This window comes from Serratia sp. 22264, from assembly GCF_052045345.1.
GTDB lineage: Bacteria > Pseudomonadota > Gammaproteobacteria > Enterobacterales > Enterobacteriaceae > Serratia > Serratia plymuthica.
The window spans coordinates 2075558-2087804 of record NZ_JBQEOY010000001.1 but is presented as its reverse complement, the minus strand read 5'-3'; the positions used below and the strand labels follow the sequence as shown (position 1 = coordinate 2087804).

Here is a 12247-nt window from a genome sequence, read left to right as displayed (position 1 = left end):
ATGGCGTACCATTTATCTCATGCACCCTTGTCACCTTCCCGATCTTATTGCCTATTTCAAAAATTACCGCCGCGCTATAGTTAAAGATTATGCCTTTGCATCAGGACCTGTCTCACTTTCGCCTAAATAACGCAGTGTGTGGTTTTTGGTGATATTTTATAATGATATATTATATTTTATTATTTATTAGGTTGGATAAGGAAATTAAGGGTGTTGGACGCCACCTAAGGAAAATACCAATGTCTGGATGGTTATGCTTAAAAAGATATTTTTGTCAATTTAATGATTTATATTGTATTTTATTTATGTATTTATCTGGATATGCTGAGTTCTTGAGGTAAACTATAATCCTACAGATAATTTTCCTGGAGGTTTTTTGGGATTACTTTAATTCGCGAAGATAGATTTTGATCTGAGGTTGACTTTCCGTGTTGAACGCGGCGGTTTTTTTACGCTATCACTACGCTAAAATATACTCATAAAGATATCTGATTTATATCTTTAGAGTCTAAAAACATATTTGATGTATTTTATCTGAACCTTTTATGCAAGCATCAATGCCTGCATTATTTTTTCTCACAACAACCGTAAGGATCCCGCTTGGGAAAAAGTATAGAAATTCCGGTTAATGAAGGAGAATATTCAAATGGAACAGGTAAGTATTGCTATAGTCGATCGGAATCAATTCTTTAAATTGGGTCTGAGCCTTGCAATGAAACAGGGTTTTTCTGAGCATGGGGTTCGGGTTGAATTTACCGGAGAAAAAAATGCTAATGTGATCTTCAGAGCGCCTGATGACCGGGTGTCTATAAATTTTTGCCATGCACAATTGCTACAGGGAGAGTTTTATTCTATCCCACTCTATTTTTCGATATTGGAACATAATGCCATTATGCCGAAGGTTCATTGCAATTTAGAGGCGGGGAGCATCACGCGCACAGAGGGGGTAGAAAAAGTCATTGCCAAGGTAATGGCATGTTATAGGGGCAAAGCTCCGTTTACTTCAGATCATTGCCCACGTTGCCGCACTCAGTTGACCTTCAGTGAAGGCAAGGTTTGTCGTCTGATCAAGTGCGGTTACTCGCAAAATCAAATGGCGATGCTACTTGGCATCAGCCCAAAAACCGTCAGTATTCATAAGCGCTCTGCAATGCGAAAGTTGAATATCCATAATAATATCGATTTTTTAAGATGGCTAAAAATGCATAGTGACTCTTGCTAATTACTCAATAAACCCCAGCTTAAACTGTGCCTTGCCTGCCAGCGACATCAGTTTGGGGTTTTCCGGGTAAGAGGTCAGCAAAGGGAAAAAAACGGAACCGCCAATAATACTCCGACTTTTCGAATCTGCCGGCCGCAGTCCCCATATATTCTGGTATGTCATCGGGACACTTTTCCCGTTAATTTCTGTATTACCGATGTACAGCATAATATGTCCCGGAATGTAGACCAGTGTGGTGAAGGATCTGCCGTGTTCCGCGAGGTAACGTATTCGCGCGCTCGTATTCTCATGGCTGAGGTCAACAACCCTGGTTGCTGCCTGTATCTGAGCCGCAGAATTTCTGGGAAGAAATATACCAAAGGGCATCAGCAGGCTTAGCATTTCGGCAGAACAGTCATTATAAAAGTTATAATTTCCCCAGCCATAGGGTCTGCCGTTCATCGATTTCATCAGTGTCGCCATATTATCGGGCGTCATTTCCCATGGCATGGCGGTGAACTCCTTCGCCTTCAGGTTGACCCAGCGAATTTGTGCGCGGCCGTCATCGTTACGTACAGGCGCTGCGGCCAGAAAAAGGCTGTGCTGTTTATGCTGGAATGGCAGAATGGTTCCGGGGCGAGCGGTAAAATAATACTGCTCGTCTTCATGCACGGAGACCGACTCTTTAATAAACGCGCCCAGGTTGTTTCTGGTCAGCGCCAGCCATTCGGTCACAAATTGCTGATCCACTCCCGCGATATCTTCGCTGTGAACCCACCCGGTTACTGTGGGGGAGACCAGGTACTTCCAACGTTTGTCGCGACTGTTTGCAAGTACGTATACAGGAGTGCCGGGATGGATGGAGGAATCCTGCAAATTGTCAAAGGGGTATCCTTGTCCGGCCTGCCGGGGATCGTCATAAGCCGGGTCCGCTGTCGGGATAGCCCTGACCAGCGTTTCCCTGACGGCAATGCCTCGACCGGAGGGGTGATAAACATCGTCAATGTCGGTATCCGCATTATGTCTTACCTCTTGCTTCCAGCCGGCAGAATGAGTCCTGAAGTTTTCTCCCCAGGAAACACTGTTATTCCCAAGGTACTTCTTAGTGCTGGCATCACGAGCGCTTCCAGCTCCCTTGTTCAGGATGGATGCGATGTAATAAGGGTTCCAGGGCGACTGTTCGTCTTGCCCCATACCAAAATAGCGAGATTTTAGGACAGAAAAAAACCTTTGCTGCGTGGCGGCATCGATAATGGGGACATACCTATCCGGGCCGGGGGGGATCCATTTATCGACAGACTGCGAATAATTCCCCAGTGGAAAGATCGTTTTGGTCGGGTCGATATAGTCCGTTGCGGCATAACCGGGAGAAGCCGTGTCGTTGACTTCCGGTCTGAGTGGCGCGGTGTGGCACGCCGATAACAGCAGCGGAACAATCAGGAAAAGAGGCTTTATTCTTTCAGGCGGCTGGATTTTTTTCATATGAGATCCCCGATAATGACCTTGTCACTCAGCCCGCAACACAACGATGCCCGGTTTTGGCTGCATGTATTCCATAAAGAGTGAGTCCACCACTTTTCTGTTAGCGGCCAGTGAGGAGGCATTTCTGAACCACACCTGTTCGCCGTAGCGGATCACGATACCCACATGCGAAACATCCAACCCGTTGAGTGGGGAGTAAACGCCGACATAATCGCCGGTTTTCAGACGGCTCAGGACCTGTTCGTTGATAGCCTTACCGGGAATGTAATTTATTTTACGCGGATTAATGCCCAGGCCAGGAATGTACTCGCCGCCATCCGGTTTACGGTTCAGCTGCTTGTCAGCAATGACATAATCAGGGCTGATATCCGGCGTGACGTCCCGGGCATTACGCGGCGCGGTGGTGAACCATTCAGAGAAAAAGTGCCGGCGGCTGAGGTAGCCAACGTTGCCTCCGGTATAGCGGGTTCTGGCAAGATTATGCAGAAATGTTTTCTGGTCACGGCTCCGGGTCAGGGCTTCGACGTAATCTACCAGGGTAAAGCAATCCACTCCGTTAAAATTCGCGACAAGAGCTTCGGAGGTGTCAGGTCCACCGATAAGCGTATCTGCCTGATAAGGTGTTCCGAGAAAAGCAGATGACACGCGGCTGATGACTTCCCCATGATTTTCCCCTGCTGAAGGGATGACTACCGTCCGGATAATCGAGTTAACTTTTTCCGTTGTGACACCGTCCATAATGGTCGGGTATTTATCTATTTTAGGTGAGGTGCATGTTGTCAGGCATGTTGACATCAGCAAGACAGTCCATGTCTTTAGCTTCATTATCATTTCCGTAAAAGGTAAAAATTCCGTCTTCATCTTTACCGGAAATGATTGTTATTTCTATTACCGAAAATGATTATTATTGCTGTCAAAAACGCCAGTGGTTGATTGCTACTTTATTGGCTGCCGTTCTATTACTTGCCCCTAAGATCAATTTAACCTTCCTTCTCATTGCAGGACCTTCCATATCACGGTATCGCTGGCGGATCAGGAAGATGACATGGACTGGACCGCCTGGCGGAAATCCTCTCTTGCAAAAAATTCTTTGCAGGATAACGATCTGTCATTCATCCTTTGAAATGTTGTTTCACTTTTATCCGAGTTCATCTTGAATTTACTTGCCGCCCTGCGTCAGCGCGTGGAAAAAACGCCCTGGTATGCCAAACGAAAAAGCTACCGTGTGCTGTTCTGGCGTGAGATCACGCCGCTGGCGGTGCCGATCTTTATGGAGAACGCCTGCGTCTTGCTGATGGGGGTGCTAAGCACCTTCCTGGTGAGCTGGATCGGTAAGGAAGCCATGGCCGGCGTGGGGCTGGCGGACAGCTTCAATATGGTGATTATCGCCTTTTTTGCCGCGGTGGATCTGGGCACCACGGTGGTGGTGGCCTTCAGCCTCGGCAAGCGGGACCGCAAAAGAGCGCGGTCGGCGGCGCGCCAGTCGTTGGTGTTGATGACTCTGGTCGCCCTGGTGTTGGCGGTGGGCATCCATCTGGCGGGCGAGCAGATTATTGACGTGATCGCCGGTGCCGCCACCCCGGAGGTCAAGGCGTTGGCGCTTTCTTATCTGCAAACTACGGTGTGGAGCTACCCGGCCGCCGCCATTGCGCTGATCGGCAGCGGCGCGCTGCGCGGGGCGGGCAATACCAAGATCCCGCTGCTGATCAACGGCGGCATGAATATCCTGAACATCATCATCAGCAGCATTCTGATTTACGGCATGCTGGGCTGGCATGGGCTGGGCTTTGTCGGCGCCGGGCTGGGGCTGACCATTTCCCGCTATATCGGTGCCATCGCCATTATTTACGTGCTGATGATTGGGTTTAACCCGGCGCTGCACATCACGCTGAAAAGCTACTTTACGCCGTTAAAACTGAACATCCTTTGGGAAGTGCTGGGGATCGGCATCCCCGCCAGCATCGAATCGGTGTTGTTCAACGGCGGCAAATTGCTGACCCAGATGTTTGTCGCCGGCATGGGGACCAACGTCATTGCCGGTAATTTCATCGCCTTTTCCATCGCCTCGTTGATTAACCTGCCGGGCAACGCCCTGGGATCGGCGTCGACCATTATCGTGGGAAAACGCTTGGGGAAAGGGCAGATAGCCCAGGCGGAGCGGCAACTGCGCCACATTTTCTGGCTGGCGACGATTGGGCTGACGGTGATCGCCTGGGGAACGGTGCCGCTGGCCGGGGTGTTCGCTTCGTTTTATAGCCGGCAGGACGATGTTAAAGAGGTGGTGAAAGTGCTTATCTGGCTCAACGCCGCCTTTATGCCGATCTGGGCCGCCTCCTGGGTGCTGCCCGCCGGGTTGAAAGGTGCGCGCGACGCCCGCTTTGCCATGTGGGTGTCGATGTTGGGCATGTGGGGCTGCCGGGTGGTGGCGGGTTACACGCTGGGTATTGTGTTGGGCATGGGCGTGGTCGGCGTTTGGCTCGGCATGTTTATGGATTGGGCGGTGCGTGGTGCGCTCTTCTACTGGCGCATGGTCAGCGGGCGTTGGTTGTGGAAATACCCGCGTATAAAACAAGAAGAGGTTGCGGAACAGGCAATCCCCTACGCCAGACGAACGGGGGGCTGAACGTCACCTGCCAGGCTGCGGTGCCTGAAGGTTTTCCTGCCGCCATCTGGCCGGCGATACGCCGTGCACCTGCTTGAAGGCTTTGGAAAAGTGCAATTGGTTTTCATAGCCGACCGAAATACCCACCACTTTGATCGCCGTAGGGCCATTGCTCAGCAGGCTGACGGCGATACTCATGCGAAAATTAAGCAAATATTCCTTGGGACCGATGCCGTAGGCGTTTTTGAACAGCCGGCACAGGTAACTGCGGTTGATATTGCAGTAGGCGGCCAGGCTCTCAATCGTCAAATGTTCATGGTAGCGGTTTTCAATTTGTTTGACCGCTTTACGCAGATGCTGCGCCTTGTCATCGGGATGTGCAGCCGTGCCCTGCAGCCTATTGCCGATTAATGCGGAAAAAAACAGGTAGCTCAGCCCGAGCACCTTCAGCCGATGCTCATCGCCCTGGGCAACGATCTGTCGCAGGTAGCCCAGGGCGTCGGCGTTATCGTCCTGTAGGTTGGGCCGATAAATTGGGAATTGACGGCTCAGATGGCATTCTTCGAAAATCTTGCCGGCGATAAGCCCGTCGACCTCCAGCCACATATAATGCCAGGGATCCTTTTTGTCGGCGCAGTAGGTGGTTACGTCGTGCGGGTGGATCAGAAAACCTTCTCCTGCCACGACGGGAAACGAGCCGTATTCGCTGTGCAGCACGCCGGTCCCGCTTATCACATAATGGAATAGATAGTGCTGGCGCACGGCGGGGCCAAAACTGTGGCCTTTATCACAATTCTCCTCCCCATACTGGTACAGGTTCAGCTCAATATTGTCGGTGCGATTGAGGGTGAAACTCTTGTGCATCAGTCATGGCCTCCGTTTTATCTCCACTTTATCAGTGGAGTTACGGCGGAGTCGCCGGGACATGACCAGATCTCGACCTGGCTCACACTTTTTGCGGTGCGTCATTTTTCGCCATAACAAGGTCACATTCATCCATATCACGTGCCGGCGTTGCAGGGTAATTTCAGCTTATCGACAACGGCAGCAGCGGAGAAATACGATGATTAAAGTGACATTTATGGGCGCGGGCAGCACCATCTTCGCCAAGAACGTACTCGGCGACATCATGGCAACGCCGGCATTGAAAGAGGTGGATATTGCGCTGTACGACATTGACAGCGCCCGTCTCAACGAATCCTTAGCCATGCTGAGCAATATCAACCGCAATACCAATGCGGGCAGGGCGAAGATTACCCCTTACCTCGGCGTAGAAAACCGCCGTGCGGCATTGAAAAACGCCAATTACGTGGTGAATGCCATCCAGGTTGGCGGCTACGATCCTTGCACCATTACCGATTTCACCATTGCCAGAAAATACGGCCTGCAGCAGACCATTGCCGATACCCTGGGCATTGGCGGTATCTTTCGCGCGCTGCGCACCATTCCGGTGCTGTTTGATTTCGCCCGGGATATCGAAGCGGTCTGCCCGGACGCCTGGCTGCTGAACTATACCAACCCGATGGCGGCAATAACCGGTGCCATGCTGCGCCATACCGAAGTGAAAACCGTGGGGTTGTGCCACAGCGTTCAGGTTTGCGCCGAGACGCTGCTGAAAAGCGTGGATATGCCGACCGACGACGTGCAATTCCACATCGCGGGCATCAACCATATGGCCTGGCTGCTGGACGTTCGCCGCCACGGCGAAGACCTGTACCCGGAAATCAAGCGCCGCGCCAATGCCTTGCAGGGCAAGCATGATGACATGGTGCGTCATGAAATCATGAAAACCTTCGGCTATTACGTGACCGAATCTTCAGAACACAATGCCGAATACATGCCTTACTGGATCAAACGCAATTACCCGGAACTGATTGAGCGCTTCAATATTCCGCTGGATGAATACCCGCGCCGGTGTATTGAGCAGATTGAACAATGGCAGCAACAGAAAGTGGCGCTGACCCATGACGCCAGCCTCACCCACAGCCGTACCCACGAATATGCTTCTTACATCATCGAAGCGATGGAGACCGATCGGCCATACAAGATTGGCGGCAACGTGCTCAACACTGGGTTGATCACCAACCTGCCCGCGGAGGCCTGCGTCGAAGTGCCTTGTCTGGTGGATGGGCAGGGGATCACGCCTTGCTATGTCGGCAACTTGCCGGAGCAACTGGCGGCGCTGAACCGCACCAATATCAACACCCAACTGTTGACCATCGAAGCGGCGGTCACGCACAAACGCGAAGCGATCTACCATGCGGCGTTGCTGGATCCGCACACTTCAGCCGAGCTTTCTATCGATGATATCCGCAAGCTGTGCGACGAACTGATTGAAGCGCACGGCAACTGGCTTCCCGCCTACCATTAATCGCCGCATTACCCCGGTACCTCCTCAAAACGCACAAGGCGCGGGGCTTCCCGCGCCGTTAAAAATGGGATGGTGAGCCATGTTTTATTTGAAAAACAAGAACTTTTGGATCTTCGGTGCCTTCTGTTTTTTCTATTTCTTTATCATGGGCGCGGTGCTGCCGTTCTTTCCGATCTGGCTGCATGACGTCAATCATCTCGATCAGCGACAAACCGGGCTGGTGTTCGCCGGCATGGCGCTGTTTGCCCTGGTGTTCCAGCCGATTTTTGGCTTCGTCACCGACAAGTTTGGCCTGAAGAAACACCTGCTGTGGATGATCATCTTCCTGCTGCTGTTTCTGGCACCGCTGTTTATCTATGTGTTCTCGCCGCTGCTGCAAAGTAACTTTTTGCTGGGCGCGCTGCTGTGCGGCATGTATCTCGGTTTGGTGTGCAGCGGCGGTTCGCCGGCGATTGAAGCCTATATCGAGAAGGTGAGCCGCCGCAGCCAGTTCGAGTATGGCCGCGCCCGGCTGTTTGGCTGTATCGGCTGGGCGATCTGCGCCTCGATCGTCGGCTACATGTTTACCATTAACAATCAATTCGCGTTTTGGCTGGCCTCCAGCTTCGCGCTGGTGCTGGCAGGTTTGCTTTATCTGTTCAAGCCGGAAGAGAACAACACGCTGGCGGTGGCGGACGGCCTGGCGCTGAACCACAAACCGATCAAGTTGAAAGCGGCGCTGGGGCTGTTGAAAATGCGCAAATTCTGGTGTCTGGTGATGTATATCGTCGGGGTGGCCTGCGTGTACGACGTATTCGACCAGCAGTTCGCCAATTTCTTCACTTCGTTTTTCCGCGATCGGCATGCCGGTACCCAGGCATTTGGCTATGTCACCACGCTGGGCGAGTTTCTTAACGCTTTCATCATGTTCTTTGCGCCGTTGATCATCAACCGCATCGGCGGCAAGAATGCGCTGCTGATTGCCGGGGTGATTATGTCGGTGCGGATCATAGGTTCGTCGCAGGCGGACTCGGTGACGGCGGTGATTGTCCTCAAGACCCTGCATATGTTTGAGGTGCCGTTCCTGCTGGTGGGCATCTTCAAATACATCACCACCCAATTTAACGTTAACCTTTCCGCGTCGATCTACCTGTGGGGCTTTTGCTTCTTCAAACAACTGTCGGCCATCGGCATGTCCTATGCGGCGGGGATGATGTACGTCAATTACGGCTTCAAAACCTCTTACCTGATCCTTGGCTGCATCGCGTTGCTGTTTACCCTGATCTCGGCCTTTGCCTTGACCGGCAAGGCGCGGGTATTGAAGGGGGAAGGCACACTGCCGCTGGCGGTGAGATAGCGAAAACTGCATCAGGTGTTGTGCCTGTGGCCCCCCAAGCTGCTGTGGCTGAAGGGGCTATGTATTTGTTGGCAGTCATTCAGGCAGATGTCGTTAAGGGGTCGGCAAGCCGATACACCTTGGCGTTCCAGTAGCTGTTGCCTGACTGGCTGTGCAGCTTCCAGCCGGCCTTCTTCAATTTATTGGCAATCAGGCTGTTCATTACGCCGTGTCCCAACAGCAGTACTGCCCCCTGAGCCGCCGCGAGATCGGCCAGTTTGCCGCTGGCGGCCGCGGCGCGTTTTTTGGCTGATGACAAGGATTCGACATTTTTCGCGTAGCCGCATAGCCACAGAAGGCGAAAAATCACCACCCAATGCAAGGGGCGTAAACGTAACAGCGGTACAGAGAAAACCGGCAGCTCGGCTTCGCAGAACAGGGCGTCGCTCTCGTGGGGGTGCAGGCCCAGCAAAGCCAGGGAAGCCAAGGCTCTTGGCAGGGTGCTGGCGACAACATACCGGGGTTGCGAAGCGAGCGACCTGGCGTTTTCGGGCGGCGTATCGGCGATGCCCGCAAGATTGTATTGATCGATCCAGGCGCGCATCTCGTGGGTGCGCTGCAGCTTGTCGGTATCGATGTTCGGCTGACCGTGACGCAGTAGAATGATGTCCATTTATCGCCCTCCCTTCGGCGGCGCATTATGGCACAGTGCCGATGTGTCGGCAGCGGTTTGCGCGGCCTGGCGCACCGGATGTTCATCCGTTTGCTGTCTGCGGGATGAGTTTATTGCGTATTGAGGTTCGGGGCGCTGCGGGTGGGGGATAGAGCACGCCGGATGGCGTGCTCCAGGGTAGGGCTCTCTTAGCGATTATTTCTCGTCCGGCAAAGCGTAAGCGACGATGTAGTCGCCCAGCTTGGTGCCGAAGGAGCCATGTCCGCCTGCGGAAATCACCACGTACTGCTTGCCGTTAACCTCATAAGTCATTGGCGTTGCCTGGCCACCGGCCGGCAGACGTGCTTCCCACAGTTTGTCACCGTTGGTGACGCTGAAGGCGCGCAGGTAGTTGTCTGCGGTTGCGCCAATGAAGAACACATTACCGGCGGTAGAGACCGGTCCGCCCAACATTGGCATGCCCATCTTGAACGGCAGCGGCAACGGAGAGCTGTCGCGCACGGTACCGATGCGTTTTTTCCACACGATGTCGTTGGTTTTCAGGTCTACAGCGGAAATATAACCCCATGCCGGCTGTTTGCATGGCAGACCAAACGGCGACAGGAACGGGTTCAGGGTCACGCCGAACGGCACGCCATACTGTGGCTGCACGCCGGCTTCGGTGCCGCTGCCGCCTTTGTCGCCGGCTGGCGGTTCAATCGGGTTGCCTGGGCCGCGCGGGATCAGTTTGGAAACGAACGGCAGGGCGATTGGGTTGGCGATGGCGATTTGACGGTCGGTATCGACAGACAGGCCGCCCCATTCGAACATGCCGAGGTTGCCCGGGAACACCAGCGTGCCCTGTTCGGAAGGCGGGGTGAAGGTGCCTTCGTAACGCAGGCTGTGGAACATCACCCGGCAGACCAGTTGGTCATAGATGGTCGCGCCCCACATATCCGCGCCGGTCAGTTTTTTCTCCGGACGGAAAGTCAGCTCGGAGAACGGTTGGGTCGGTGACAAGCGGTCGCCCTTGGCCGGGCCTTGCGGGACCGGTTTTTCTGGCGCCGGCACCACCAACTCTCCGTTGGTGCGGTTCAGCACGAAGATATTGCCGGTTTTGGTCGGTACGTAAATCACCGGCACCTTGTTGCCGCTCTTGTCGGTGATATCCGCCAGAGTTGGCTGAGCCGGCACGTCCATATCCCACAGGTCATGGTGCACGGTCTGATAGAACCAGGCCAGCTTGCCGGTGGAGGCATTCAGCGCCAGCAGGCCGCTGGCATAACGCTCCATTTCCGGCGTACGGTCGCCGCCCCAAATATCCGGGGTGGTGACGCCCATCGGCAGATAGACAATGTCCAGTTTGGCGTCATAGGCGGCAGGCGCCCAGGAGTTCGGCGAGTTCGGCGTGAAATGATGTTCGTCCGCCGGGATGGCGTTCGGATCTTTGGCGCCCGGATCAAAGGCCCACAGCAGCTTGCCGCTGTTGACGTCAAACCCGCGGATCACACCCGAAGGCTCGCGGTTGGAATAGTTATCGGTAACCGCACCGGCAACGACAATCACCTTATCGGTGATCACCGGCGGCGACGTCGGCTCATAGTGGCCTGGAGTCGCATACGGCATATTGCTTTGCAGATTCAACTCGCCGTTATTGGCGAAATCGGCGCAAGGCTTACCGGTTTCCGCATCCAGAGCGAACAGACGGCCGTCATTCACCGGCAGGATAATGCGGCGTGCGCACTGTGCAGGAGGGGTTTCTGCCGTTGCGCCGGCCGCTGCTGTGGTTTCATGGTAAGACACGCCGCGGCAGGTGATGTGCTGGAAGGTCGGGTTGAATTTCAACTGAGGGTCGAACTTCCACTTCTCTTTACCGGTGGCGGCATCCAGCGCGAACAGCTTCTGGTGAGGCGTACACAGATAAAGCGTGTCGCGGATTTTAATCGGAGTGACTTCGTTGGTGATTTCACCCGGATCGTTGGCGGTCTTCAGGTCGCCGGTCTGGAAGGTCCAGGCTTCCTTGAGTTGGCCCACGTTTTTGTCGTTGATCTGGCTCAACGGGGAATAGCGCGTGCCTTCCTGCGTGCGGCCATAAGCCGGCCAGTCGGCGGCAGACGCATCCGTTTCGGCTTTGGCCTGCGCCGGTTCCAGGGTGCCATGGATCTCTTGCGGATCGTTAAACACCGCGTAGGCCAGAACGCCCACGGTGATCACCAGCGCGATGCTCAAAGCACCGTACGCCAGTTTGCCGTTGGCGATAAGCCGACGATAGATAAAGGGCAACACCAGCCACAGGCCGAAGAAGAAGGTGACGTCCAGACGCGGCGTCAGTGCCCAGAAATCCGGGCCGACTTCCCACAGCGCCCAGACCGTGGTACCGAGCAGGAAGAGGGCGTACAACAACAGCGCGGTGGCGCGGCGGCGGAACAGCAGCCAGGCCGTGACCAGCAATACTACCCCGGCGATGATGTAGTACAACGAACCGCCGAGCTTAGCCAACCAGATGCCCCCGGCCAGCAGATAGAGCCCGCTCAACACGGCGAACAGCGCCGTTATGATGACGAGCGGCGACAATGACGCTTTATTTTGCATAGTATTATCCTTACCAAAAATGAAAAGTCCCC

General features: G+C 54.0%; 9 protein-coding genes. 4 read left to right on the top strand and 5 right to left on the bottom strand.

What is annotated here, in order from left to right; all coding sequences use genetic code 11:
• The first annotated feature begins 646 nt into the window (after nt 1-646).
• Complete coding sequence (locus ACTJJ1_RS09785) at nt 647-1222, top strand: helix-turn-helix transcriptional regulator (RefSeq protein ID WP_440833354.1); 576 nt, start codon at nt 647-649, stop codon at nt 1220-1222.
• On the opposite strand, the gene ACTJJ1_RS09780 is transcribed toward ACTJJ1_RS09785, so the two are convergent.
• Together ACTJJ1_RS09780 and ACTJJ1_RS09775 are read right to left on the bottom strand one after the other, a co-directional pair.
• Nucleotides 1223-2683: an SH3 domain-containing protein gene (locus tag ACTJJ1_RS09780; RefSeq protein WP_440833352.1), complete on the bottom strand. Its 1461-nt coding sequence runs from the start codon at nt 2681-2683 to the stop codon at nt 1223-1225.
• 24 nt (nt 2684-2707) lie between these two features.
• Nucleotides 2708-3514, bottom strand: coding sequence for a DUF1460 domain-containing protein (locus ACTJJ1_RS09775; protein WP_440833631.1), 807 nt, complete (start codon nt 3512-3514; stop codon nt 2708-2710).
• Nucleotides 3515-3836: 322 nt separating this feature from the next.
• Between ACTJJ1_RS09775 and ACTJJ1_RS09770 the strand changes: the two genes are divergently transcribed.
• The gene (locus ACTJJ1_RS09770; protein WP_004946412.1) at nt 3837-5306 is read left to right on the top strand and encodes an EmmdR/YeeO family multidrug/toxin efflux MATE transporter; all 1470 of its coding nucleotides are present in this window, start codon (nt 3837-3839) and stop codon (nt 5304-5306) included.
• A gap of 3 nt (nt 5307-5309) precedes the next feature.
• Here ACTJJ1_RS09770 and ACTJJ1_RS09765 read toward each other — a convergent pair whose 3' ends face one another.
• Nucleotides 5310-6149, bottom strand: a complete 840-nt coding sequence (locus ACTJJ1_RS09765; protein WP_004946410.1) for an AraC family transcriptional regulator — start codon at nt 6147-6149, stop codon at nt 5310-5312.
• 199 nt (nt 6150-6348) lie between these two features.
• Between ACTJJ1_RS09765 and ACTJJ1_RS09760 the strand changes: the two genes are divergently transcribed.
• On the top strand, nt 6349-7656 hold the full coding sequence (locus tag ACTJJ1_RS09760) for an alpha-glucosidase/alpha-galactosidase (protein ID WP_006326308.1): 1308 nt from the start codon (nt 6349-6351) through the stop codon (nt 7654-7656).
• 79 nt (nt 7657-7735) lie between these two features.
• Complete coding sequence (locus tag ACTJJ1_RS09755; protein ID WP_004946405.1) at nt 7736-8992, top strand: MFS transporter; 1257 nt, start codon at nt 7736-7738, stop codon at nt 8990-8992.
• A 79-nt stretch (nt 8993-9071) separates the two neighbouring features.
• On the opposite strand, the gene ACTJJ1_RS09750 is transcribed toward ACTJJ1_RS09755, so the two are convergent.
• Complete coding sequence (locus ACTJJ1_RS09750; protein ID WP_062792454.1) at nt 9072-9644, bottom strand: hypothetical protein; 573 nt, start codon at nt 9642-9644, stop codon at nt 9072-9074.
• Nucleotides 9645-9839: 195 nt separating this feature from the next.
• A complete protein-coding gene (locus tag ACTJJ1_RS09745) occupies nt 9840-12215 on the bottom strand; it encodes a glucose/quinate/shikimate family membrane-bound PQQ-dependent dehydrogenase (protein ID WP_004946400.1) in 2376 nt (791 codons plus the stop codon).
• Nucleotides 12216-12247 lie beyond the last annotated feature (32 nt).

Excerpts from the sequence above, each read along its gene's own strand:
- ACTJJ1_RS09765 (WP_004946410.1), bottom strand. The coding sequence starts at position 6,149 with ATGCACAAGAGTTTCACCCTCAATCGCACCGACAATATTGAGCTGAAC.
- ACTJJ1_RS09780 (WP_440833352.1), bottom strand. The coding sequence starts at position 2,683 with ATGAAAAAAATCCAGCCGCCTGAAAGAATAAAGCCTCTTTTCCTGATT.
- ACTJJ1_RS09750 (WP_062792454.1), bottom strand. The coding sequence starts at position 9,644 with ATGGACATCATTCTACTGCGTCACGGTCAGCCGAACATCGATACCGAC.
- ACTJJ1_RS09755 (WP_004946405.1), top strand. The coding sequence starts at position 7,736 with ATGTTTTATTTGAAAAACAAGAACTTTTGGATCTTCGGTGCCTTCTGT.
- ACTJJ1_RS09785 (WP_440833354.1), top strand. The coding sequence starts at position 647 with ATGGAACAGGTAAGTATTGCTATAGTCGATCGGAATCAATTCTTTAAA.
- ACTJJ1_RS09760 (WP_006326308.1), top strand. The coding sequence starts at position 6,349 with ATGATTAAAGTGACATTTATGGGCGCGGGCAGCACCATCTTCGCCAAG.
- ACTJJ1_RS09745 (WP_004946400.1), bottom strand. The coding sequence starts at position 12,215 with ATGCAAAATAAAGCGTCATTGTCGCCGCTCGTCATCATAACGGCGCTG.
- ACTJJ1_RS09775 (WP_440833631.1), bottom strand. The coding sequence starts at position 3,514 with ATGATAATGAAGCTAAAGACATGGACTGTCTTGCTGATGTCAACATGC.